Origin of the sequence: Mogibacterium diversum (assembly GCF_002998925.1) — a bacterium.
GTDB classification, from domain to species: domain Bacteria; phylum Bacillota; class Clostridia; order Peptostreptococcales; family Anaerovoracaceae; genus Mogibacterium; species Mogibacterium diversum.
On record NZ_CP027228.1, the window covers coordinates 730,701 to 755,763 of the forward strand.

Below are 25,063 nucleotides of genomic sequence, written 5' to 3' on the forward strand. Positions count from 1 at the left end.
ATTTTAATCCTCCAGAAATCCAGTAAGCGGTGACGATGCAACTCCGCCATCTCTTACGATGCGTCCAAGACCAGCAAGGTAAGCTGCTCTACCTGCATTAATGGCACTTCCAAATGCTCCTGCCATCCCTGCTACGTCATTTGCCGTAGAGATTGCCGTATTAGCCATAATCGCACTTACACCCATTTCCATAGCTTCACAAGCCTGAGATGGTGAACCTATACCGGCATCTACTATGATTGGGATATCCACCTCATCAATGAGAATCTTGATTATATCCTTAGTTACTAATCCCCTGTTTGAACCAATTGGTGCAGCTAGTGGCATAATAGTTGAAGCGCCTACATCTACAAGAGCTCTTGCAACATTAAGATCTGGGTACATGTACGGCATCACGATAAATCCTTCATTTGCCAAAATCTCTGTTGCACGAATAGTCTCATAATTATCTGGGAACAAGTACTTCGAATCCTTGATGACTTCAATTTTAATGAAGTCACCGCATCCCAGCTCCCTAGCGAGCCTTGCTATTCTAACTGCTTCTTCAGCATTCCTCGCTCCAGATGTGTTAGGAAGCAGGGTTACGTGGTCTGGGATGTACTGAAGGATATTCTGAACATCTGTATTCGCTCTTCTAACCGAGAGAGTAATCATCTCTGCCCCCGCCTGTTCAACGGCAGCTTGTATAAGCTCAACATCGTATTTGCCAGAACCAAGTATGAATCTGGAATCAAATTCATGACCACCAATCACTAATTTATCATTCATTATGTGCTCCTTTTAATTAAAATCCCCTGTTTATACGCATAACCAAACCCCGTTACCCAATTACATCTCAATTTATCTCAATTCCACATTAAATCTCGATTAAATATTATCCGCGCCTAGAATATGCCCTATCACGAGATTTGCCTGATGACCTGCACAGACAGCAACTCTCGGAGCCATTAGTCCAATGCCATCACCTACATCTGTATGTCCATCACCACATATGAATAATCTATCCATGATGCGTCTAGACCTTATTTCATTTGCGCTACCATACCCAGCCATGCCAGATCCTGAAATCACAATTGGTCCATCTTCAACCGTGAGGAGTGAATCTATGAGCATCGCCTTTGACTCGGCTCCATCAAATGCCTCGCACACAATATCATAACCGCCAAATATCTCATCGCAGTTATCCGCTGTTACTCGAACACAGTCGGTAGTTACTTTCAAGTATGGGTTTATCTCCATGAGAATTTCCTTTATGGCATCAACCTTTCGCGAACCAATATGCCTAACGGTATATACTTGCCTGTTCAGATTAGTTATGTCCACGATATCGAAGTCGACAATATGAAGGTGTCCAACGCCGCTTCTAGCTAGCATAACAGCGATATTTGATCCGAGACCACCCGCACCTGCAATGGCTACGCTTGCCCGCTTTAGTTTCTGATGGACATCATGTGAAAATCTATCATCTTTAGCCTTATCAAACTCGCTGGCACTAGGAAACTTCTTAGTAGAAGAATTTAAATTGTCCATCGTTTAACCTCCTCCCATGAAGCAAACTATTTCTATCTTGTCACCATCGTTTATTAGAGTGTCTGCATAATTCTTCTTAGGTATAATCTCACCAAGCCTCTCTACCGCAATACGAGATGTGCTGTACGAGAGCGATATCACAAGGTCTTGTACTGTCATGCCAGATGTATATTCAATTTCCTTACCATTTACCTTAATCAAATTCTCACCACCTTTCATAATGGACTTTATAATTTGCCTATTCCCCTCGATTCGTTTATTAGCTGCTGTCATAAGTTAAGTAGCTATACGGCAACAAAAAAAGGTCATACGAAGTTTTACACCCAAGGTGGTGTACCCCTTCGTATGACCTTGCATACTCTATCTTTAATTATAAGTGACTGAGTATTATTGTCAATAAAAAACTATGGTTTAAACTATTACAAATACTAATAGATCATCCTTTATTGATTAAAATAAAGGCTAAGATATGCCACATACAATATGATAATATTTAGTTAAATATAAATAATCTAATTAATATCTAAGAAAGGGAAATCATGCGTAAGGACAATTTAAAGTTAATTTTAGGGCTTGTATGCATTTGCTTGCTTTCTACACCAATAAGCACCTTTATCTCAGACCATATTAACGTGACAACCGATGAATTCTCTATAAGTAGAATTACAAATTTTGCGTGGAGCATCCGAATTGCTTGCCTTATTTTGGCGATGTATTTCTTATCCAATGATAATAATCAGAAATAACTTACATATTGGATAAAACATTCTATTATCATTCAGCATCAAAGAAAAAAACCAGTTGCTATGCAAAGCAACTGGTTTGTACTATACAATTAATCTAGTTAATGTAAATCATCGCAATCATCAGAATCAGCGCAAACATCGAAACCGATATCTCAATTACGACTCCGATATCGCGATCTTCATTCTCAAACGAAATATTTCTAATAGCACCATTTCTTGAGTTCTCTGTCCATTTATATGGATTCCCTAGTCTCTCGCCAAGGAAATGCACGAAGTTCAGCGATTTACTGTCTGCCCATGCCGTGAACCTATTAAGACCAACTGAAACACAATTAACGAACTTTGCCAGCGGCTTCCTAAAGAACCAGTCAAAATCTAATGAAAGTTCATCGTGCGGAAGCATCTTAACTCTGAAAATCCAGAACACTAGTGTAGCCCCAACAAACAGTATTATATACTCCGCGATATGACTGATGTTAAACGGATTCACTGATATTTTGTACGGCATAATCCTATATAGAAGAGATGGATATACGCCCAGAATTATACATCCTGAAGCGCCTAGAATCATACCCATCTTCATACTCACAGGTATAGGCTTTACCTCGAACTCACTTCTAGCCTTGCCGAAGAACACAAACCAGTTCACCTTTAGAGCTACAGAGAGCCATGTTCCTATTGATGTCACGGTAAGCAGCAGAGCTGCTGTCTCATGTCCACTGAGACTGACTGCGTGCATAATAATACTTTTGGAAGCAAAGCCATTCAAAAATGGCATACCTGCAATTGATAGCGAGGCTATGAGAAAAGTCCATGCTGTAATTGGCATCTTCTTCCTTAGTCCGCCTAATTCTGTAATTTTTCGCTTACCTGTTGCCATTATTACAGCCCCTGAGCACATCATAAGTACACCCTTGTATAGTATATGGTTAAACGCATGAGATGACGCCCCATCGATTCCCCATGCTCCGCCTATAGCAAGCGCTGCAACCATATAGCCCAGCTGTGACATAATGTGATAGCTGAATAGCCTGCGGAGGTCATTTTCTAATAAAGCCATTAATACGCCATATAGCGCCATAAATACGCCAACATACACAAGTGCTTCAGTACCGGCAAAAATCCTTATCATAGCGTAAATACCAAGCTTTGTAGTGTATCCGCACATGTAAACTGTTCCTGCAATAGTAGACTCAGGATATGAGTCCGAAATCCACGAGCTAAACGGCGGAACTAATGCATTTACCCCAACTCCAATTAGAACGAACCAGAATGTAGCTGAACCACCTAGTGCGGTAAATTTAGGAATTCCAAGAGAATTCGTCTGTGCTGCGTGCAGCAAGAAACCTACTAGAAGCATGTTTCCTCCAAATGCATGCATCAGAAGGTATCTAAGCGCGGACCTTGACGAACGCCTTGTGTGCCTTGCATATATCAGATATGCCGCACTAAATGCAGCAACCTCCCAGAACACGATCATGGTAATTATGTCACCTGCTAAAGTTGCAGCTATGATGCTGCCTCCATAGATAACTGAAACACCCTTCTCCCACTTGTCCTGTATGTCAAATGAGTAAATGGAGTTGATGACCATAATTATGCTGAAGATGATTACGAATATCATTGATAATCTATCAACATGAATCATCTGCAGCTTGATATCTGGTGTAATCTGATACACCAAATGGCTGCTATTATTTAGTGTGAATAATCCAAGAATTCCCGATGCAGCTGCAACAATTGAACACGGCTTTTTAAATCTATCTGGTAGAACGAGGATTAACGCTCCAACCAGAATCATAAGGAGTCCAGGGTGAAAACTATTTATCATCATCAGTCCTCCTTTCCAAATAAGACGCATCTAATCCAGCATGCTGAATAAGTTCCATTTCTTCATTTATTTCTGTGCCCTCGTAGTAATTCACATTACGGCGTAAAAGCTTATTTAAGATAACCTTACTTATAAATACAAGCGCCAACGAGCCTACAAGAGAGAGTACGGTAAAATGTAATATCTCGTTTAACATATCACACCTCCCACATGGGCAAACACCGCTTCACCCGTGCTCATCGCTAGGTCTAGCAGGTGAAGTCCGAAGTTTGGAGCCACACCGAGTATCACAGATACAGTCGCTGTGATAAGCAGCGGAACTAGCATCGTCTTGCTAGCTTCACCGTACGTATTGAACTCTGGATTCACCGGTTCTCTCTTAAAAGTAATAAGTACAACTGGCATCAGATACGTAAGTGCCAGTACTGCACTTACAATAAGTGTAGCACCAAATAGCAGCTGCCCTGTCTTGAGTGCACCCATGATGATATTTGCCTTACTTACAAATCCCACGAAAAATGGGAATCCTGCAATACCAAGCGAAGCAATCGTAAATGCATTCATAGTAACGGGCATTCTCCTGCCAAGTCCAACCATTTCACTGATATCCTTCTTGTGAGTAGTCACAAATATCGCACCGGCACACATAAAGAGTGTAATCTTCATAAATGCATGAGCAACAAGATGATATAGAGCTCCCGCTGTGCTTAATGGAGACAGAATAGCTATTCCGAGTACGATATAAGACAGCTGCCCTATAGTTGAAAATGCAAGCCTAGCCTTTAGATTGTCTTTCTTAAGTGCTATCAGTGATGATATTAGAATAGTCGCTACTGCCATCCAAGCTAGTATAGTTGCACCACCGCACTCTCTAGCTAGCTTAGGTCCAAATACATATAGCACCACCCTGAGTGTTGCAAATGCTCCAGCCTTTACGACTACTACAGCATGAAGGAGCGCACTTACAGGAGTAGGCGCTACCATCGCCGCAGGAAGCCAACTATGGAGAGGCATAACACCTGCCTTAACTATTCCTGCTCCTATCATCATCATAAATACAACTAGTGCCCAAGGCGCTGGTAGCATGCTTTTATCCAGGAATCCACCCGGTTTAAACTCCATGTTACCTGATACAGAGTAAACTATGACCATAGCTGCAAAGAATATCTGCCCACTGATTAGCGTATATGCTAGATATTTCCTTCCAGATCTAGTACCTTCGGCATCACGATAATGCACAACTAACGGATAAGTCGCAATAGTAAGCACTTCGAAGAATATGAAAAATGTTATCATGTTTGCTGCAAAGCAAATTCCCATGGCCGCTGACAGGCACATTGCAAAAGATGCATAATATCCGGTCTGATTTTTCTCGCCATGCCCTCTCATGTATCCAACAGAATATATAGATGTTAATAGCCATAGCGTCGATGCGCTACATGCAAAAACAATTCCAGCTGTATCCACATTTAAAGTGAAATCTACGTCATCCACTATCCTAAATAGTTCTAATCTTATAGTATGGCCAGCCAAAACAGCTGGTACCATTGAATATACGAGAACAATTTTAATAATTGCAGCTATAAAGGTTATAGCTTCTCTTGCATTTTCCTTTATATGATCGCCGAGCACATATATAAGCCCAGATGCACATAGCGAAACTAATATCGCAAGAAGTGGGCGGATATTTAGAGAAATTAAATTCATATTCCTACCCCCTTCACAGTCATCATAATCACATCTATAACGCTTACGTTAAGTATTCCTATAGCAATTATTGCTACAAAACAAGTTACAATCGCAATAAGCATAGATATAGGAAGTTCACGCACTTCTCCTTCTCGTCTATCGTTAAGCTCTGTCGGTTTATTAATAAAGATCTTCTCAATTAACTTGAAGAAGTAAATCGCATTTAGCAAACTGCTAAGCACTAATACGGCTAAATACACAAACTGATGATTCTGTACAGCTCCTAGCGCAATGTACCATTTGCTGAAAAACCCTACAGTTGGCGGTATTCCGATCATCGAAAGTGAGGCCAAAACGATAAGAGCTGATGTAATAGGCATCTTCTTATAAATCCTGCCGAAACTCGAAAGCTCGAAGTTTCCGAATCTGTATCTGATTGCAGCTGAACTGAAGAAAAGCCCGCTCTTCATGAATACGTGTCCAATCAAATGCAAGAAGGCTCCAGCTAGTGCATATGAATTACCTATGGAAAAACCGAGTGTTATGTACCCAATCTGAGCAATAGATGAATATGCGAATATCTTTCTGATATCCTCCTGTGCCATAGCTCTAATCGATCCATAGATAATACCAATGCAAGAGAGCACACCGATTATGGTTAGAAATAGATTAAAATACTTGAAATCTGTGCCATAGATAATATACAGATATCTAAACATAGCGAGAGCTGGAATCTTACCCATTATTCCGACGATCAGCGGTCTAGAACCTGGTTCAGCATGTGCGTATGCCGATGGCTGCCAGCCGTGAAACGGGAACATTGGCATCTTGATGCCAAAAGCACCGATAAAAAGACACATGGAGACAGTCATCTGGACTGTATAGTCCTGTGAATCCAGAATGCTCCTCATATCAGTCATGTTTAGCGTCCCTGTTGATGCATATAGTATGCCGACACCGAGCAAGTACATGGTAGCTGCAACTGTACCCACTAGAAGATATCTAAAAGACGCTACTATTCCCCTGCTACCACCTAGAGCAATTAAACAATAACCAGAAAGTGAAGTAATCTCTAAGAATACGTATAGATTAAATACGTCGCCAGTTAGCGTCATACCACACATTCCGACTATTAACAAGCCTATAAGAGCATATGCTCCGCCTATAACCTTGCGTTCATTGGTAACTTCAAAATTCATGGTATATAGTACTGTAATAAATCCGAGGAGCAGAATTATCAAAACGATAATTGCACCGATTGAGTCGATATAAAATTCGATACCGTACGGTGCTTTATAGCCTCCAAATGTATATCGAATTGCGCCATCATGTATAACTTCAGCTAGAAGCTTTACCGAGCAAACAAAGGCCGCAAATATCGAAATTGCAACCACATTTCTTCCTAAGTGTTTATTTATCTTGGACAGTGGGAGTGACAGTAGCGCACTTATTAGTGGAAATAAAATAATAATTATTGGAAGATCATTCATTTGAAACGGTTCTCCCTTCTTATTATATCGTCCTCTTCTATGCTGCCATACTTTTCCTTAATTCTAGTTAGTAGCGCAAGTCCAACACCAGTAGTACCTAAACTTACAACGATTGCTGTTAGCATTAATCCATGGGGAATTGGGTTAACGTATTTATCAGCATTAACTATTGTATCTAGCGCAACAGGAATAGTTCCACCTTTCTTCTGAGCAAAGCATAGGTAGAAAAATATTACTGCAACCTGCATGATATTCATGCAAATGAGTTTCTTCATGTAGTTCTTACAAGAAACCATTCCATAAACTCCAAGTAGCAAAAGTAGTAAAGTTAAAAAATAAATCCCTTTACTTGCCAGAAGTCCATTTATCTGTGTCATCATCAAATCTTACCCTCTTCATAATCGCATTGAGAATCGTGATAATAGTGCCCATTACTCCGATAGTTACGCCTATCTCAACGAGCAGAATTCCAATCGCATGTCGTTCTGCAGCGTGAACCGGAATTGGCAGATAGGTGTAATCCATGAATGAGCCTCCGTTGAACATCGGAACAACTCCTGTCATCACATATATCAAAACACCAATGCCTGCAATACTCGCCGAATTTTTGCCTGTCATCATAAACAAGTTTTTCTTATCGGGAATTACTAGAATATCAATGATATACGTCAATGCAATGAGCGCTCCAGACTGGAATCCTCCACCAAGGCTGACTTCTCCATGAAATAATACATAGAATGCATATATCAAGATTAGCGGTCCAATGAGCGTAATCATTACATCCTTATTGATAGTCTTGTATGCAGGATCTCCGAGCTTATAACGGTGACCAAAATATCTCTTTGGCTGTACAATTCTATTCTTTGCCTTTGGTCTACCCGCCAGAATCATGATTACCCCTATTCCAGCTAGGAACATAACTGTCGTCTCGAACATTGTATCGAATGCACGGTAGTCTACAATCATAGCAGTAACCATATTTGGAGAATTCGTATCCTGTACGGAATGCTCTATATAGTATTTTGAAACATGAAGTGCTGGTGCAGAGTCGATATCCCCAATTGCTGGGAGTACATCGATCTTAGCTACTATAACAAAGAGTAGCAGTATCGCCGCAATCAAAAATGTCATGTTAATATACTTGCGCATTACTTACACCGCCTATCTATACTCTTAAGTGTCATTATGAAGTAAATAGTTGAAATAACACCAATTACAGCCTCTGTAAAGGCTACATCAGGTGCGCCCATGATAATGTACAGAAACATCGTTACAAAGCTGAATGCGCAATACACTACGACAACTGACACGAGGTCTTTATCAAATATAATCACGAGAGTAATAGATATTAAAGCGAGAAGTAGAATAGCTTCTACAAGAAATGAACTCATCTATCTTCCCTCCTTTTCATCCGCAGTATCATCCTGATTACCCCCATATGCTTCTTGTGATTATAATCCTGGTAATTCTTGGCATGAACCGATGTTATCATAATCAAATTAGTTCCGAGAGGATTTGTAAGTAGTAGTAGAAAGAATATGATAAATACTTTTACTGATAATAATGTAAATCCTGTGTACACCATTATTCCTATAGTCATCATCAGTGCTCCGAAAGTTTCTCCTACACCAGAAGCATGAAGCCTTGTAAAAAAATCAGGAAATCTTATTACTCCAACTGCTGCTAAAGCCATAAACATAAAACCGAAGGAAATAATAGTAATCGCCACGATGTTTTGTAAACTCATTACCTTCTACCTCCTATGAATTTAGCGAGAATAACAGTTGTTACGAACCCTAAAATCGCATAACTTAGTGCGATATCTATATGCATATCCATTCTGTTGTCAATCAAGCCAACGACTAAAATCAGCATAACGATATTCGTATTTATGACGAATAAAGCATTGAGCTTGTCGTATACCGTCTTACCTATAAACATCGTTATAACCATTACTATGACGATTGCAAGCAGACCAGCAAGAAGCGCGATAAAATAATTATGCATTAGACTTCTTCCTCCTTCTCTTGAATCGCTTTGATGTCAGTTCAACGACTTCCTTCTCCGTAAAGTCGTAATCAGTAACCACATCGACCACCTTGTAATCTATAGTCTCTCCGTAAAGTTTTGCAACACGCATCTGCATAGATCCATCTAGCAGTCCATCAGCAAACTCGCTATTTAGCGCGTGAACGGAGAAAACACCGCTATCATAGATATCGATAGTTACAGTTCCCGGTGTTAATGTGATTGAATTTGCAAGAATCGCCCTTGCTGCCGGATTGTCGTAATCTGCCTTAAACCATACTACGAGAGGCTCAATTTTCATTTTAGAAGATAATACAATCTTAGAAACGTCTATTGCACTCTTAACGACCTCTTTCATAAGCCACAGAAAATAGATTAGCAGTTTTGGATAATTAGCATGAAGAATAAAATATGTTCGGTTAGATTTAAGCCCTCCGATGCGCAGAGAGCCCACTACGAAACATGAAATCAAAAACGAGGAAACACATCCATAAATTATAAATTTAACTGTAAATATTCCTGACATCACAATCCAGAGAAGCAATAACAAACCATAAACCTCGATGAAATTGAGGTACGGGTTGCTAGCTAGATGCCGGTCGCGAAAGAATTCCCTCATCTTTGCTTTTAACCTTTCATATATAAAATTGATTGAATTGATAACATTAATTTTAGTATACATTATTATTGACAACCTTTAAAGGCTTTTGTTCTATTAACCATACATAATTGTATTATTTATGTTTCTGGTCTTAAAAATGGTCATAACGCTGTATTTCGTTGTCATTTCAATTGCAAACAACTGTTCGAAATGGTATAATTTAATGATTTTAGTATAGGGGGATAAACTAGAATGAAAGATTTTATCAAAGAGGGACAAACTGTTACCATGTTCGTTCCATACGACTGTAACAATTGTTGCCCTTTCTGTGTAAATAAAGAAGACTATAGAGATACATCTTCGTTCAATCTTGATAGATGCTACAGGTCTCTAGACTTACTAGACAAGATTTTACCGCACAACGATATAGTGCTTACCGGAGGTGAGCCTCTTGCAGATCTTGATGCGCTTCAGGACATACTTGATCACATTAAGGATGGTCATCATGTGTACATCAACACAACACTGCCAACCAATGAGAATCAAGATATTCATAGAGTTGCAGCAGTGCTTAACAAAAATAAAGATAAGATTAGCTGCATTAATGTATCAAGACACCTTAAGCATTACGTCAAGGAATGCTCTGATGAGATTTTCGAGCTTCTTGAAGTCCCACATCGCATTAACTGCGTTATTTTCCAGGATGCAACTGAAGCTGACACAAAGGAAAAACTGCTCAAGGTTCTAGATAGATTCTCTGGTCATGAGATACAACTTCGAGCTAACTACTCTAAGTTGACACTTGATAACGTGTTCGACACAGAGCATGACGATTTATTCAAGCTAATCGATTCCATCGCTGAATACAAGGGACAGCTTGAAAAGGAACTGTTCCGTACTGGCTTCCTATTTCAGCTTGGAGACAGCAGAATCACTTATCACAAAACGCTTCCATACAGCAAAATCAATGGTAAAGTCGGTGATATTATCATCAGACAAACTGGTGAAATATACGATGATTGGAATAATTACGGCGAAGAGATGACACTCAATTCACTTACTTTATAGAGGATTTGACATGACAAAGGTTAAAAAAAGCGAAAAACGTCAGCAGCAGGTGCTCGCGTACATGAAGGAAACTATAAAACTAAAAGGATTTCCCCCAACCGTTAGGGAGATTTGTGACGCTATAGGGATCAAATCAACTTCAACGGTATATAGCGATATCAAAGCACTTGAAGTCCAGGGGTTCATCAAAAAAGACCCTAGCAAACCTCGTGCACTGGCAATTGTCGATTCAATTAGCAAAGATGCGAAGGAGCCTATGTTTGAAGCGGATGACATCAACATGGTGCAGCTTCCCGTAATAGGTAACGTTGCAGCAGGTGTTCCGATTCTATCCGAGCAAAATATTGAGGATAACATCCCTTTCCCTGCTCGATTTATCGGTAATGGAAATAACTTCTTGCTGGTAGTACACGGTGACAGTATGGTTAATGTCGGAATAAATGATGGCGATTACTTAATCGTACAAGAAGATCAGACTGCATCTAACGGCGATATTGTTGTTGCGATGATAGACGGCGCATTTGAGACTGAGGCGACAGTTAAGAGGTTCTATAAAGAAAAAGGACACATAAGGCTACAGCCTGAAAACGACTTCATGGAGCCTATAATTGTCGATGACTGTAAGATTGTCGGCAAGGTTAAGGGAGTCTTCAGATATTTTAACTAATATTTCACTTTATACGTACCCAAGGAGGAAACGATGACACAGAGTAACGAACATCACTACTCTAACGGCATAACCGATGCAAGAACACTCGGTTGGCCGAAAACTATTCTACTAGGCCTTCAGCATACATTTGCCATGTTCGGTGCAACCGTGCTGGTACCACTTCTCACAGGTCTTAGCATATCCACTACGCTTTTGATGGCTGGTCTTGGAACACTGTTATTCCATCTGCTGACTAAAGGTAAGGTACCGGCGTTTCTCGGCTCTTCATTCGCTTTTCTTGGTGGTTATGCAGCTGTAGCACCGCTTCAGAATGGTCACCCCAATACAGAAATGCTCCCATATGCTTGCGGTGGAGTAATTGTTGCAGGCTTTGTATATGTAATACTTGCTGCACTTATAAAGTTATTTACGATTGAAAAGGTCATGAAATTCTTTCCTCCTGTAGTTACAGGGCCGATCATCATTTCAATCGGTTTAATACTCGCGCCATCTGCTATCAAGAATGCACAAACTAACTGGCTTCTAGCCATTGTTGCCCTAGCATCGATCATATTCTTCAATATGTGGGGCCGTGGCATGGCCAAGATTGTACCTATCATTTTAGGTGTAATAATCTCATATTTAGTAGCTCTAGCGATGGGACAGATTGATTTCTCGGGTATGGGTAAAGAGTCAATTGTTGCCTTCCCTCCCATCATGATGGCTAAGTTTAATATAAGCGCAATTATCACAATCACTCCAATTGCCTTAGCGACAATGATGGAGCATATCGGAGATATATCCGCCATCAGCGCTACAACTGGTTACAACTACATTAAGGACCCAGGTCTACACCGCACGCTTCTCGGTGACGGACTAGCAACGATGCTCGCCTCTCTATTTGGTGGACCTGCTAATACAACATACGGTGAAAATACTGGCGTTCTTGCACTAACAAAGGTATATGATCCACTAGTAATAAGAATTGCCGCATGCTTTGCGATAATACTCTCGTTTATACCAAAGTTTGCATTTATCATAGAAACTATTCCATTAGCAATTATTGGCGGTGTTTCACTGATACTATACGGCATGATTTCTGCAGTCGGCATTAGAAATCTTGTTGAAAACCAGGTTAATTACAAAAACACTCGAAATACTATAATCACTGCTCTCATTCTCGTATGCTCTCTAGGATTTAACCAGATTGGCGGTATAACATTTACAGTTATTGGCGTAAAAATCACTCTTTCTGGACTCGCCATTGCGGCTATAGTTGGCATTGTAGCTAATATGCTACTCCCTGGAAAAGATTATGAGTTTGACGAGGATAACGAAGACGATAAATTCCAGACATTTAAAGTTTAGTACTTTACCGACTTAAGATTTTATGAGCCGTGAGCATTATGATAGCCCACGGCTTATTTATTTATAAGATATATAGGAGGTCATCATGCCTGCACATAACGCACACTATCTGTTCGGAAGAACTGTTCTAAGCAAGTTACCTGCTGATACTGAGAGGTTAATTAATACAAATGCCGATTCATATGCGGCATTTGTTTTCGGGCTCCAAGGACCTGATATCCTTGCATTTTATAGACCGATATTTCCAAGCATCCTTAATAAAGAAGGTGCAACTATCCATCATAGTCCTGGTTCATCCTTCTTTAAACATGCCTTTAAGGTTGTTCAAGAATCTCCTACTGTAGAGAAAATCAGCTATTTATATGGTGCGATGTGTCACTATATACTAGATTCTCTATGTCACCCTATTATTAATAATTACGTAAAAACAACTGGTATGTCACACAGCTTGGTCGAAAGAGAGTTTGATCACTATGTGCTAGAACAGCACGACCTTACGCCATTTACTATTGAGCTAAAGCTCGTTGCGCCAGTGAGGAAAAATCTCGGTTCAATAATGGCACCTTTTTATGAATCCCCTACCGCTAGCCAGATGCAGCTAGCAACTAGAGATATGAGGCGTTCAATTCTAATACTCGGAACAAAGAATGACTTCCTTCGCAGAAGACTTCTCTCAATCCTCGCTTCTAACAGAGTAACAATGAAACAATGCGACATGGTAGCATCTAACGAATATGATCCTCGCTCAGCGGAGAGCAATTCTGAAATTTGGAAGAAGTACGAAATGGCCATAGACAAGGCTGTTTCTGAAATCAAATACATAAGAAAAAGTCTGATTGATCATAATCAACCAGACCTTAGTCGCTATGAACTAGATTATCTAGGCAAGAAACACTAGAACTCTATAAAAACATCGATGCTCCGTACGTTACCCATGTAACTATGAATGCTGCGACGACTACACCTAGGGCAATTGCAGGGAACGCTCTTTTGAGCTGCATATCCATCATCGCAGCCACTAGAGCACCTGTCCATGCTCCAGTTCCAGGAAGTGGAATCGCTACAAGAATCATAAGTCCCCAGAACTCATACCTTAGGACAACGTCCTTGTTCTTATCAGCTTTTCGCTCCATCCTAAGGACTATACTGTTAAGCTTATCAGACTTCTTGCGCATCAACGCAAATACGTCCCTTGTAAAAACGACGAGAAACGGAACAGGTAGCAGATTGCCGAGCACCGCAATTAATGCCGCTTGCCAGATTGGTAGTCCTGCAATTCCAGCACCATACGGTATTGCACCACGTAGCTCTATAATAGGCACCATAGCCATAAGAAACGTTTTTAGCATCTACCCTTCCTTTCTCACAGTTACTATATAGCTGAAAAATAATACCTGTAAATTTATACTCTCTAGATTTGATTGATATTTATATATTATATTTAACCCATTTATTGTAGCATACGCCGATATCTCTATCAATTCATAATACCCTCACACAGATTGATTGTACTTAAATACCTTTTGTGCTACCATTTACATACTATAGGAGGTACATTATGAAAGATAAAAACGCATGGAATAACTACTCTCCAGAGGAGCTTAAAGCTCTCGAGAATTTAAACAAGGGATACATAGATTTCATTTCAGAAGGGAAGACTGAACGCGAGTGCACAGAGCTTCTAGTCAAGATGGCAGAGGCTCATGGATATCGTGACCTAAATGAGGTGATTAAAAATAATGAAACTTTGAGCATAGGTAGCAAGGTCTACGCAGTTAACATGAATAAGTGTCTTATTACATTTAACATAGGCGAAGACATCGTTAATCGCGGTATGAACATCCTCGGGGCGCACATCGACTCACCTAGAATTGATTTAAAGCAGAATCCACTATACGAGACTGATGAATTTGCCTATCTAGATACACAGTACTATGGTGGCATCAAGAAGTACCAGTGGGTTACTATGCCCCTTGCACTTCACGGCGTAATTGCCAAAAAGGACGGAACCGTTGTTAATGTAAATATAGGCGAGGATCCATCAGACCCAGTTTTCTTCATCAGCGACCTATTAATTCACCTGGCTCAGGACCAGATGCAGCTTACCGCAGCCAAGCTGATCGATGGTGAAAACATGGATATCGTATTCGGCACGCAGCCACTTGACAGCGAGAGTGAATCCGCAGTGAAGGCTAACGTATTAAAGCTACTCAAGGATAAATACGGTATCGAAGAAGACGACTTCTGGTCGGCTGAGATTGAGGCTGTGCCAGCTGGAAGAGCCAGAGAAGCAGGTTTAGACAGGAGCCTAATTCTCGGTTATGGGCACGACGATAGATCTTGTGCGTACACTTCTGCTGTTGCTCTCTTCGAAGTTGAAAATCCAAAGACCACTACTTGTGGACTCTTTGTAGACAAAGAGGAAATCGGTAGCTACGGTGCTACAGGTATGCAGTCTCACTTCTTCGAGGATATAGTTAGAGAACTACTAGATAGACTAGGAATTTACACAGAGCTAAATGCAGCTCGCGTTCTGAGAAATTCTCGCATGCTCTCATCCGATGTAAGTGCAACTTACGACCCTATGTACGCAGACAAGTTCAGCAAGAGAAACGCTGCTCTCTTCGGTAGAGGAATCGTGTTCAACAAGTACACAGGAAGCAGAGGAAAAGGTGGTTCTAACGACGCTAATGCCGAATATCTCGGCAAGCTCAGAGCGATCATGCATAAGCACAATGTAATGTTCCAGTCAGCTGAGCTCGGCAAAGTAGATGTCGGTGGCGGTGGTACTATTGCGTATATCTTGGCACTTTACGGCATGGAAGTTGTAGATAGCGGAATCGCAGTACTCAACATGCATGCTCCATACGAAGCGGTTAGCAAGTCTGACGTATACGAAGCATACAAGGGATATAAGGCGTTTATTATAGAGGCGTAGTCTCAAAAACGCTGATCTATCTATCAGAACTGCGAATTGTAGAGATAAATTTCAACTGCATACATGTCATACCTACTATAATGGTAATTACGAATAATACCCCGTCTCCATAGGAGACGGGGTATTGTAATCTTAATCAATAATTAGTCAGCCTGCTTATTCACACCTCTATTTACATATGAAGTATGTAGTAAATGATGTGCCTTCTCGCCTCCTGGAACTCCGAGATAATCATCGTACATCTTGATAATTACTGGATTCTCATGAGCCTTACGAATTGGAGCATTCTTATCCAAGGTATATAGCCCTTTTGCTCGTTCAGCTCTGACATCGATAAAGTTTCTAACCTGGGAGTCTACATGTGGCTGGCCACCACCATTTACACAGCCACCAGGACATCCCATGATTTCTATGAAGGTATAGTCAGCTTCTCCTGCCTTTACCTTATCCATAATTATCCTGGCGTTTGCCAGCCCGCTGGCAACAGCAACCTTAACCTTCTTGCCCTGCAGGTCGTATTCAGCCTCTTTTACGCCCTTTACGCCACGAACATCTACGAAATCAAGATCAATAAGCTCTTCACCTGTAAGCTTTTCGACAGCCGTTCTGAGCGCTGCCTCCATTACACCACCAGTAGCACCAAATATTACTCCAGCTCCGGTGTATTCACCAAGCGGATTATCATAAGGCTCATCTTCAAGCTTCATAAACTCGATACCAGCCATCTTTATCATCCTCGCAAGCTCACGAGTTGTAAGCGAGTAATCAACATCCTGATATCCATCAGTACCCTGATCATCTCTTCCAAGCTCATGTTTCTTAGCTGTACATGGCATTACGCTTACAGACACGATTTTGTCCACCGGGATACCCATAACATCTGCATAGTATGACTTTGTCACAGCACCGAACATCTGCTGAGGCGACTTGCATGTCGATAGATTAGGAATTAATTCTGGATAGTAGTGCTCACAGAACTTAACCCATCCTGGCGAGCAAGAAGTAATCATAGGAAGGACTCCGCCCCCCTTAACTCTCTCGACAAGCTCATTTGCTTCCTCAACGATAGTGAGGTCCGCCGAGAAATTCGTATCGAAAACTCTATCAAAGCCAAGCCTGTGCAGAGCTGCAGACAGTTTCCCTTCTACTTCCATACCTATCGGTTGATCAAAACACTCAGCTAGCGCAACTCTGGTTGAAGGAGCAGCCTGAACGACTACGAACTTATCTGGGTCTTCAATCGCTTCCTTAACCTGCGTGATAGAATCCTTCTCATATAGAGCGCCTACTGGACAAGCAACGATGCACTGTCCACAATTTACGCAGCTCGTCTCAGCTAAAGGAATATTAAAAGTCGTCCCAACGTAAGTGTCAAATCCTCTCTTGTTAGCACCGATTACTCCGATGCTCTGAAGATTATTACATGCTCCTATGCAGCGACGACATAGTATACACTTGCTATTGTCGCGAACTATTGACTTCGAACTGTCTTCTATTACGGAATGATTCTTTGCACCCTTGTAGTACTCAGTATCATCTACCCCGTACCTTCTACATAGCTTTAGAAGCTCGCAGTTGCCACTTCTGAAGCAACCTAGGCAGTCCATGTTATGATCTGATAATAGAAGCTGTAAATTCTTTCTTCTATACTCAACTATCTTCGGTGTATTAGTACGTGCAACCATTCCGTCAAATACAGGGAATACACATGCTGCCGCAAGTGCACGAGCACCCTCTACTTCACATAGACACATTCTACATGCACCAATTTCATTTACATCCTTTAGATAACATAGCGTAGGGATATCAACTCCTGCGATGTGCGCTGCTTCGAGTAGCGTAGAACCTTCAGGAACATTAACCTCTATGTTATCAATTGTTACTTTAACATCTGACATCTCGTTTCCTCCACTACTTTCTGATTATTGCGCCGAATCTACAGTTATCCATACATGCTCCGCACTTGATACACTTAGCAGTATCAATTACGTGAGGTGTCTTAACTGCACCAGAGATAGCATCAACTGGGCAGTTTCTAGCGCAGAGAGTACATCCCTTACATTTCTCTTCGATTATGCTGTACTTGAGTAGCTTCTTGCAGACACCCGCAGGACATGTCTTATCCTTTATGTGGGCAACGTACTCATCTCTAAAGAATCTCATTGTCGAAAGAACTGGGTTTGGTGCTGTCTGGCCAAGTCCACATAGCGAGTTGGTCTGAATAAAGTTAGCCAATTCCTCGAGCTTTTCAAGGTCTTCCATCTCACCTTTTCCCTCGGAGATTCTCGTTAGTATTTCGAGCATTCTCTTAGTACCAACTCTGCAAGGTGTACACTTGCCACATGACTCACTAACCGTAAATTCTAGGAAGAACTTTGCGATGTCTACCATGCAGCTATCTTCATCCATTACGATAAGACCGCCAGAGCCCATCATACATCCGATGCTCTTTAGGTTCTCGAAGTCGATAGGGATATCATAGTATGTGCTAGGTATGCATCCGCCAGATGGACCGCCTGTCTGAGCAGCTTTAAATTTCTTACCGTTTGGAACTCCGCCACCGATATTTTCAACTACATCACGCAGAGTTGTGCCCATTGGGACCTCTACAAGCCCTGTATTATTAATCTTACCACCTAACGCGAATACCTTAGTCCCTGGGGATAGCTCCGTTCCGAGAGAACTGAACCACTCTGGTCCCTTATTAAATATCACTGGTATGTTAGCATAGGTTTCAACGTTATTAAGGATTGTTGGACATCCGAACAATCCCTTTACAGCAGGGAACGGTGGACGAGGGTGTGGTTCACCTCTATTTCCTTCGATAGAAGTTAGAAGAGCAGTTTCCTCTCCACAGACGAATGCTCCCGCACCGAGCCTTAAGTCGATATCAAAGTTAAATCCCGTACCAAATATGTCCTTGCCAATCAGGCCATATTCCCTAGCCTGCTTAAGCGCAATCTCTAGCCTATTAACGGCAATTGGATACTCCGCACGAACATAGATGTATCCCTGATCTGCACCAATTGCATATCCTGCAATGGCCATAGCTTCGAAAACTGAATGTGGATCCCCCTCTAATATTGAACGATCCATGAATGCACCAGGGTCTCCCTCGTCAGCATTACAACATACGTATTTCTGGACTTCTCCTCTATTGCCAGATGCGAACTTCCATTTCTTTCCTGTTGGGAATCCTGCACCACCACGGCCTCTAATGCCACTGTCGAGTACAGTCTGGATAACCTCATCTGGGGTCATCTCCGTTAAGCATCTGCCCAGTGCCTCATATCCACCTGTAGCGATGTATTCATCGATATTCTCTGGATCAATAACTCCACAGTTTCTAAGTGCAATTCTCTCCTGCTTAGTATAGAAGTCGGACTCTGTCATTGTCTTTGCAGGACTTCCATCAGTAGTCTCCTCTTTGAGCATGTATTTGTCAGTCGGAACACCACCAACGATATGCTCGTTGACAATTGCCTCTACCTTCTCAGGATCAACTTCTTCATAGTAAACAGAGCCAGGATGAACTACAACTACAGGACCTTTAGCACATAGACCAAGACATCCTGTCTGGATGATTTTCACATCATCTTGAAGTCCATGCTCTTTGAGGTGAGTCTCGAAAGCTTTAACTACATCTAAGCTGTGATTAGATGTACATCCTGTCCCTCCGCACACAAGTATATAATTCTTATGAACCTGTGCCCCCTCAGCCTCAGCATGGATAGCTGCTTCACCACCTAGCCTGAGGTTTACTTGGCACATCATCTTATTCTTGATGGCTCTAAGTTCATTAAGCGATTTCATAATAACCTCCATAGTCTACACAACGCTGCTAAGCGTATCATTTACAACCGAAAACTACATGTATTTAGCAAGAACCTCTGGGATCTTATCCGCAGTCATTTTGCCATACACGTCTCCGCCAACGATAACTACTGGAGCAAGTCCACAAGCCCCAACGCAGCGGCATGAATCTAAGGAGAACTTTCCATCCGGTGTGCATTCTCCATCACCAATCTTGAGTTCCTCAACACACTTATCAAATATATCTCCTGCACCCTTAACGTAGCATGCAGTACCTAGACAGACTGAAACTTCATGTTCACCCTTAGGTGACATTGAGAACTGAGCATAGAATGTAGCTACACCATATACCTTCTCCATAGGAAAACCCGTTTCATCGGAAATGATTTTCTGAACCTGATATGGGAGATACCCATATATCTCCTGTGCATGCTGCATGATTGGCATCAAGCAACCCTTCTCACCTTTAAGCTCGTCAATAACCTTTAGTAATTGCTGCTCTTGCTCAGGTGTGCCCTTGAATGGGACATTTGAAACCTTCATACCTAGAACCTCCTTCAACCAAATTAGTTAGTGGTATTTAACAAAATTAAATCATATGTTTAATTTATTATATATATTAAATAAATTTATTTCAATGATAGTTACGAATCTATCTATGTGATGAAACCATTCATTTCACTGTTACTTTCGCTGTAATTATCCGCAGCTTTTTTCGATAAATCCACTCGCAATTGATAATTGTGTAACGTATAATATAAGCATAATTGTATCTGCACATGCGTTGACTAGGGAGGACATAATGACACTACTTGAAATTAATTCTATTATAGAAGGAAAGATCCTAACCAAGAATCCAGATCTAAATCTTGAGCTAGTTAATGCCTTTTCATCTGATGTAATAAGTCACATCGTAACATATGCTAGCGATAAGTCGATACTTATCACGGCAGTGTATAACCCTCAAATCCTTAAAACCGCTGAAATGAAAGGCGTTCAATGTGTCATTTTGATTGGCATTTACGAACCAGAGCCATCGCTTGTCACTCTTGCAAATTCATTGGGAATCACTTTGCTGCGTTCTACTTTTTCAATGTATGTTACTTGCGGGAAGCTTTATAGCAGCGGTTTGCAGGGCGCTTTTTAATATAAGGAGGACATTATGATATATCCTAAATTTCCTGAAAAAGGTTCCTCTCTAGGCATCTGTGCCCCGAGCGCTGGAGTTGGTCACAAAATTAAATTGTTTGATAAATCATTAGCAGCCCTTAAATCATCGGGCTTTGATATTATAGAAACAGCTAGTGTTAGGAATGATAATATAAAATCTGCTGATGCTAAGACTCGTGGTGAAGAGTTTAACTTTCTCGTTCAAAATCCTGATGTAGAGATGATTGTTTCTGCAGCTGGTGGTGATTATAACATCGAAATATTACCTTACTTAGATACAGAGACGTTGGCTAATTACCCCAAGTGGATTGCTGGTGCAAGCGACCCCACTAACATTATGTACTACGTAACTACTAAACTCGACATAGCTACGATGTACGGTTTTAATGCAGGTAGCTTTGACTGGGATACACTTCACGAGTTCCAGAAGAATTCACTCAAACTTATGTACGGCAACACTATAAAACAATACTCATTCGATAAGTACGACTCTAACACCGACTTTAGCGTTCAGGATGTGGTTCTTGATGGAGACGTAAATTGGCAGCTATCAATGCCAGGTACAGATGAGATAATAGATAAATCGTCCGCTGCTGATTCACCAAGGCTAATAGCTGAGGGGCGACTTATAGGAGGATGCATAGATTGTATCGCAAAACTAATAGGAACTCCTTTCGATGGCAGCAAGTCATTTGTAAAGAAATATCCTCATAAAATATGGTTCCTAGATAATTTTGCGATGACTTCATTTGACCTATACCTCACAATTATGCAGATGAAGTACTGCGGTTACTTTAAAGGCACCAAAGCGATAGTGTTTGGGAGAACTATGTTCGGAGACAAATCAGACGAGGAATATATAGCACAGCTACGTCAAGCTATTCCGGATATCCCATTCATCTGGAATGCAGATATCGGCCATGTAAAGCCATGCTTTACAGTGATAAATGGTGCGTACGGCAGAGTTACATGCGCACAGGGAAAAGGTTCGCTTGAGCAGGCGTTGGTGTAGACAGTTAATCAACATAAATGTACAATAAATATTAATCATCTATTCATAAGATGTGTGGAGGGAATTAATGAGTATTATAGTTTTGTTTTTCTTTTGTGGTATTTTATTTTTAACTGTTATCTGTTTAATAACATTCATCGTATTAGGAACGGCATCAATTTCATTAGGAAGTGCATTTTTAATATTACTAAGGGTATTTACATTGAAGGAAAAACCACGTTGGAGAAACCCTGATGATAGACCTAAAATCATTCTTCTAATTTGGTTAGCACTGCTTTTTATTGTCACTATTTCCGGTCTAACTGTATTCATTTATTACATGTATCAAATACTCACATAGACTTTCAATCAAGAATCCTATGTATATAACAGAACTGTAAATTTATAAAACCAAGTAAAAGGTAGATGTTGACCACATCTACCTTATTTACTTAAAACTAATAAACCCTAAAATCAATATTTATAGCGCATCATTATGAATTAGAACGCTCATGTAAGCACCCTTCTTAAATATCGATGTACTTACGCCCCATGCGATAGCTGAACAAGCTAGTTCATCAGCATTCTTTGACTTAATGCTTCTAGAGCTTAGCACGATTCCCTTTGGATATAGTTCAGCACCCAGATACTGATGCAAGCTATCCGCAGAACCCGATTCAACAGCTTTGATAGAACGTCCAGGATTTGTGTCCCACCACTCATTTGGCTTCGAGAATGAGCCATCAGCTCTCATCTCACCCGAGGATAGATTCTGAGCACATATTTCTCTTAGTTTCTCTAGAGTCTCATCATCGATAAATCCATCAGTAATCGAATATGCATACATTGCACACGCAACACCATCATCATCTAGTTCCTTTAGAAGGTATAGATTAGATACCCCTCTCTCCTTGAACTTCTTCCACTTAGCAGACACTTTCTTAATACTTGCATCATTGTAAACAGATGAGTTTCCATCCTCAAGAGCGCGCTTTAGCTCTTCTAAGTCTACGTCCTTCTTCTCCCAGTTGTCTATAAAATTGATTCTTAGATCACTCATGTAACTTTACTCCTTTAAATCTTCTTGCCAACTAGTTAATGTATCATTATCAAACACGATCATCGTGTCAGTAAACGGTTTTACTAAGACCTCCGTGTAAAAAGGTCCTTTTTTCTTGTAATATGCCGATATCCCAGGGCGAGCTTTAATTGAGAATCTTATCTTGTACTCTCCTGGAGGCATCAAGATAGACGGTGTTAGAAACTCGTCTGAAAATAATACTCCAGATGACCAGTTCTCTCCATCAGCCGAAAATGACATATCATAGAATTGACCATAACCGTTATCGATTCTAAGGTATACCTTAGGCAGCTCCTTATCGCGTTTCATGCTCTTAATAGTATTAAATGCTTTCCGCCGTTTAGTGTTCTTATAATGCAATATACCCACACTTATATAAAACAACACGGACATCGCAACTATTACTATCCATGGGTGTTTGATTAAAAAACTCATAGATTACTTCTCACTTTTTTTATTCTCACTAAATTAAGTTTAAAAAAATTTCTTACAATGTCAAGTTCCGCAGTATTCGTATAATTCGGCAAGTAAGCGAAACTATTTGCCAATGCTCGCAGGCTTCCTTTTGATCAATCATCACAGTTCAGGAGCTGGAGGCGAATACAAAAGGCTGCGAGGTTTTGGAAGTGTTAAACGTTTACGAGAATGCGGATTAACAAAGTCGAGTATTGTTTTATCACATCAAGTTACGCAGACTTTACATAATCCGCCGAGTAAAAGCAATCTGCTTCCAATGCTCGCAGGCTTCCTTTTGATCAATCATCACAGTTCAGGAGCTGGAGACGAATACAAAAGGCTGCGAGGTTTTGGAAGTGTTAAACGTTTACGAGAATGCGGATTAACAAAGTCGAGTATTGTCTTATCACGTCAAGTTACGCAGACTTTGCATAATCCGCCGAGTAAAAGAAATCTGCTTCCAATGCTCGCAGGCTACCTTTTGGTCAGTCATCACAGTTAAGAAGCTGAAGGCGAATACAAAAGGCTGCGAGGTTTTGGAAGTGTTAAACGTTTACGAGAATGCGGATTAACAAAGTCGAGTATTGTTTTATCACATCAAGTTACGCAGACTTTGTATAATCCGCCGAGTAAAAGAAATCTGCTTCCAATGCTCGCAGCCTTTTGCTATTCGCCGACCCCTATGTGTCTCTTAAAATTCCCCACAATATTTTCTCCTTCTGACATCATTAGAAATGCATGAGGATCAATATCGTGAACGATTCCCTTAAGATGTTCAATTTCATATTTTGAGACAAGCGTTAGAATTATATTTACCTCATCTCCTGTATATGCGCCTGTTCCCTTCCAGCTAGTAACACCTCTGTTTAATTCTTCAGTAAGAATTTTTTCAATGCCTTCTTTCTTAGTAATAATCAGCACCTCTGTCTTGATATTTTGGGTGTGCATCCTATCGATAAACATCGCTTTGATAGCAGAGTAAATGAAGGAATAAACTGCTATCTTTACATTAAATAGCAATAAACAGCAACCATATACAGCAAAATTCACAACATTATTAAGCATCCCTACACTAACGTTTGGATTCTTTTTTGCCATGCACACTGCAATGATGTCTGGGCCACCAGTGGAACTTCCACCCCTTAAAATCATTCCGGTTCCTATTCCTCCGATAACACCTGCTACCACGCATGCAGTTAGGTAGTCATCAATATAAGGAATCTTCGGTACCGGAACAAGTGTAAGACAAACCGACGATATGCCTATTGAAATCAGTGTCTTAGTCGCAAATTTAAATCCAGCTGAAGAGTACGCATACAAAAATAAAGGAATATTTATCAGGAAGTAGATAATACCCGTAAAATCAAGCCCATATATCGTTCTAACGCCAGTATTAGCGACAATTAAATGTCTTACAATCTGGGAAATTCCGAGAAAGCCACCGTTATAAAGATGCATCGGAGTAATTAGAAGGTTTATGCTGAACGCATAGATTAAGTTTCCTAGGATTATCAGTATTGTACTTGATAATCCATTCCATTTATCTTCAAATTTATTAAACCAGTTCATTTCAAAAAATTTATGGTGAAGCATCCATAGCGGATGCTTCACCGA

Annotated in this window: 28 protein-coding genes; 7 read left to right on the forward strand and 21 right to left on the reverse strand. The window is 40.7% G+C overall.

All coding sequences use genetic code 11. The annotated features are described in order from the left end of the window. Positions 1-3 precede the first annotated feature (3 nt). The 13 genes from C5Q96_RS03435 to C5Q96_RS03500 all read right to left on the reverse strand — a co-directional run bounded on the left by C5Q96_RS03435 (position 4) and on the right by C5Q96_RS03500 (position 9,996). The gene (locus tag C5Q96_RS03435) at positions 4-768 is read right to left on the reverse strand and encodes a thiazole synthase (protein ID WP_106057019.1); all 765 of its coding nucleotides are present in this window, start codon (positions 766-768) and stop codon (positions 4-6) included. A gap of 99 nt (positions 769-867) precedes the next feature. After that, a complete protein-coding gene (thiF, locus tag C5Q96_RS03440; RefSeq protein WP_106057020.1) occupies positions 868-1,530 on the reverse strand; it encodes a sulfur carrier protein ThiS adenylyltransferase ThiF in 663 nt (220 codons plus the stop codon). Between the two features lie 3 nt (positions 1,531-1,533). Next, entirely contained in the window at positions 1,534-1,731 is a 198-nt protein-coding gene (gene thiS, locus C5Q96_RS03445; protein WP_106057998.1) for a sulfur carrier protein ThiS, read from the reverse strand. A gap of 639 nt (positions 1,732-2,370) precedes the next feature. Next, positions 2,371-4,110 carry a proton-conducting transporter transmembrane domain-containing protein gene (locus C5Q96_RS03455; protein ID WP_158696672.1) on the reverse strand — a complete coding sequence of 580 codons (1,740 nt, stop codon included), beginning with the start codon at positions 4,108-4,110 and terminating at the stop codon, positions 2,371-2,373. Next, on the reverse strand, positions 4,097-4,303 hold the full coding sequence (locus C5Q96_RS03460; protein WP_106057023.1) for a hypothetical protein: 207 nt from the start codon (positions 4,301-4,303) through the stop codon (positions 4,097-4,099). The genes C5Q96_RS03455 and C5Q96_RS03460 overlap by 14 nt, the downstream gene beginning before the upstream one ends. Continuing rightward, complete coding sequence (locus tag C5Q96_RS03465; protein WP_106057024.1) at positions 4,297-5,814, reverse strand: monovalent cation/H+ antiporter subunit D family protein; 1,518 nt, start codon at positions 5,812-5,814, stop codon at positions 4,297-4,299. Before C5Q96_RS03465 ends, C5Q96_RS03460 begins: the two co-directional genes overlap by 7 nt. Next, entirely contained in the window at positions 5,811-7,286 is a 1,476-nt protein-coding gene (locus C5Q96_RS03470; RefSeq protein WP_106057025.1) for a complex I subunit 5 family protein, read from the reverse strand. Before C5Q96_RS03470 ends, C5Q96_RS03465 begins: the two co-directional genes overlap by 4 nt. Beyond that, positions 7,283-7,666, reverse strand: coding sequence for a sodium:proton antiporter (locus tag C5Q96_RS03475; protein WP_106057026.1), 384 nt, complete (start codon positions 7,664-7,666; stop codon positions 7,283-7,285). Before C5Q96_RS03475 ends, C5Q96_RS03470 begins: the two co-directional genes overlap by 4 nt. Beyond that, positions 7,632-8,435: a hydrogen gas-evolving membrane-bound hydrogenase subunit E gene (gene mbhE / locus C5Q96_RS03480; RefSeq protein WP_106057027.1), complete on the reverse strand. Its 804-nt coding sequence runs from the start codon at positions 8,433-8,435 to the stop codon at positions 7,632-7,634. Before mbhE ends, C5Q96_RS03475 begins: the two co-directional genes overlap by 35 nt. Continuing rightward, positions 8,435-8,677 carry a hydrogenase subunit MbhD domain-containing protein gene (locus tag C5Q96_RS03485; RefSeq protein ID WP_106057028.1) on the reverse strand — a complete coding sequence of 81 codons (243 nt, stop codon included), beginning with the start codon at positions 8,675-8,677 and terminating at the stop codon, positions 8,435-8,437. Before C5Q96_RS03485 ends, mbhE begins: the two co-directional genes overlap by 1 nt. Further along, entirely contained in the window at positions 8,674-9,033 is a 360-nt protein-coding gene (gene mnhG / locus C5Q96_RS03490) for a monovalent cation/H(+) antiporter subunit G (RefSeq protein ID WP_106057029.1), read from the reverse strand. The genes C5Q96_RS03485 and mnhG overlap by 4 nt, the downstream gene beginning before the upstream one ends. Continuing rightward, positions 9,033-9,293 carry a monovalent cation/H+ antiporter complex subunit F gene (locus tag C5Q96_RS03495; RefSeq protein ID WP_106057030.1) on the reverse strand — a complete coding sequence of 87 codons (261 nt, stop codon included), beginning with the start codon at positions 9,291-9,293 and terminating at the stop codon, positions 9,033-9,035. Before C5Q96_RS03495 ends, mnhG begins: the two co-directional genes overlap by 1 nt. Then, positions 9,286-9,996 (reverse strand): Na+/H+ antiporter subunit E, encoded by a 711-nt coding sequence (locus tag C5Q96_RS03500; RefSeq protein WP_106057031.1) that lies wholly within the window; start codon positions 9,994-9,996, stop codon positions 9,286-9,288. Before C5Q96_RS03500 ends, C5Q96_RS03495 begins: the two co-directional genes overlap by 8 nt. Before the next feature lie 171 nt (positions 9,997-10,167). Here C5Q96_RS03500 and C5Q96_RS03505 point away from each other — a divergent pair, with 171 nt between their 5' ends. From C5Q96_RS03505 to C5Q96_RS03520, 4 genes are all read left to right on the forward strand, one after another. Continuing rightward, positions 10,168-10,983, forward strand: a complete 816-nt coding sequence (locus tag C5Q96_RS03505) for a radical SAM protein (protein ID WP_106057032.1) — start codon at positions 10,168-10,170, stop codon at positions 10,981-10,983. A gap of 10 nt (positions 10,984-10,993) precedes the next feature. Then, the gene (lexA, locus tag C5Q96_RS03510; protein ID WP_106057033.1) at positions 10,994-11,650 is read left to right on the forward strand and encodes a transcriptional repressor LexA; all 657 of its coding nucleotides are present in this window, start codon (positions 10,994-10,996) and stop codon (positions 11,648-11,650) included. Positions 11,651-11,683: 33 nt separating this feature from the next. Further along, positions 11,684-13,000 carry a uracil-xanthine permease family protein gene (locus tag C5Q96_RS03515; RefSeq protein WP_106057034.1) on the forward strand — a complete coding sequence of 439 codons (1,317 nt, stop codon included), beginning with the start codon at positions 11,684-11,686 and terminating at the stop codon, positions 12,998-13,000. A gap of 85 nt (positions 13,001-13,085) precedes the next feature. Beyond that, positions 13,086-13,898 (forward strand): zinc dependent phospholipase C family protein, encoded by an 813-nt coding sequence (locus C5Q96_RS03520; protein WP_106057035.1) that lies wholly within the window; start codon positions 13,086-13,088, stop codon positions 13,896-13,898. Between the two features lie 4 nt (positions 13,899-13,902). Here C5Q96_RS03520 and C5Q96_RS03525 read toward each other — a convergent pair whose 3' ends face one another. Continuing rightward, on the reverse strand, positions 13,903-14,349 hold the full coding sequence (locus C5Q96_RS03525) for a COG2426 family protein (protein WP_106057036.1): 447 nt from the start codon (positions 14,347-14,349) through the stop codon (positions 13,903-13,905). Between the two features lie 209 nt (positions 14,350-14,558). Between C5Q96_RS03525 and C5Q96_RS03530 the strand changes: the two genes are divergently transcribed. After that, a complete protein-coding gene (locus C5Q96_RS03530) occupies positions 14,559-15,938 on the forward strand; it encodes an aminopeptidase (protein ID WP_106057037.1) in 1,380 nt (459 codons plus the stop codon). Between the two features lie 143 nt (positions 15,939-16,081). Here C5Q96_RS03530 and C5Q96_RS03535 read toward each other — a convergent pair whose 3' ends face one another. From C5Q96_RS03535 to C5Q96_RS03545, 3 genes are read right to left on the reverse strand one after another with little or no spacing between them, the layout of a single operon-like run. After that, the gene (locus C5Q96_RS03535; protein ID WP_106057038.1) at positions 16,082-17,836 is read right to left on the reverse strand and encodes an NADH-dependent [FeFe] hydrogenase, group A6; all 1,755 of its coding nucleotides are present in this window, start codon (positions 17,834-17,836) and stop codon (positions 16,082-16,084) included. Between the two features lie 13 nt (positions 17,837-17,849). Then, on the reverse strand, positions 17,850-19,751 hold the full coding sequence (gene nuoF, locus C5Q96_RS03540) for an NADH-quinone oxidoreductase subunit NuoF (RefSeq protein WP_245905601.1): 1,902 nt from the start codon (positions 19,749-19,751) through the stop codon (positions 17,850-17,852). Positions 19,752-19,805: 54 nt separating this feature from the next. Further along, positions 19,806-20,294 (reverse strand): NADH-quinone oxidoreductase subunit NuoE family protein, encoded by a 489-nt coding sequence (locus tag C5Q96_RS03545; RefSeq protein ID WP_106057039.1) that lies wholly within the window; start codon positions 20,292-20,294, stop codon positions 19,806-19,808. Positions 20,295-20,553: 259 nt separating this feature from the next. Here C5Q96_RS03545 and C5Q96_RS03550 point away from each other — a divergent pair, with 259 nt between their 5' ends. Both C5Q96_RS03550 and C5Q96_RS03555 read left to right on the forward strand, forming a co-directional pair. Then, a complete protein-coding gene (locus C5Q96_RS03550; RefSeq protein WP_106057040.1) occupies positions 20,554-20,898 on the forward strand; it encodes a DRTGG domain-containing protein in 345 nt (114 codons plus the stop codon). A 15-nt stretch (positions 20,899-20,913) separates the two neighbouring features. After that, positions 20,914-21,933: an LD-carboxypeptidase gene (locus tag C5Q96_RS03555; protein WP_106057041.1), complete on the forward strand. Its 1,020-nt coding sequence runs from the start codon at positions 20,914-20,916 to the stop codon at positions 21,931-21,933. Between the two features lie 39 nt (positions 21,934-21,972). Here the strand turns inward: C5Q96_RS03555 and C5Q96_RS08615 are convergent, their stop codons facing one another. The 4 genes from C5Q96_RS08615 to C5Q96_RS03575 all read right to left on the reverse strand — a co-directional run bounded on the left by C5Q96_RS08615 (position 21,973) and on the right by C5Q96_RS03575 (position 25,042). Beyond that, positions 21,973-22,245: a hypothetical protein gene (locus tag C5Q96_RS08615; RefSeq protein WP_158696674.1), complete on the reverse strand. Its 273-nt coding sequence runs from the start codon at positions 22,243-22,245 to the stop codon at positions 21,973-21,975. Positions 22,246-22,393: 148 nt separating this feature from the next. Further along, on the reverse strand, positions 22,394-22,972 hold the full coding sequence (locus C5Q96_RS03565) for a hypothetical protein (RefSeq protein WP_106057042.1): 579 nt from the start codon (positions 22,970-22,972) through the stop codon (positions 22,394-22,396). A 6-nt stretch (positions 22,973-22,978) separates the two neighbouring features. Next, positions 22,979-23,302 carry a peptidase associated/transthyretin-like domain-containing protein gene (locus tag C5Q96_RS03570; protein ID WP_245905603.1) on the reverse strand — a complete coding sequence of 108 codons (324 nt, stop codon included), beginning with the start codon at positions 23,300-23,302 and terminating at the stop codon, positions 22,979-22,981. An 813-nt stretch (positions 23,303-24,115) separates the two neighbouring features. Beyond that, positions 24,116-25,042, reverse strand: coding sequence for a YitT family protein (locus tag C5Q96_RS03575; protein WP_106057044.1), 927 nt, complete (start codon positions 25,040-25,042; stop codon positions 24,116-24,118). Positions 25,043-25,063: the final 21 nt, after the last annotated feature.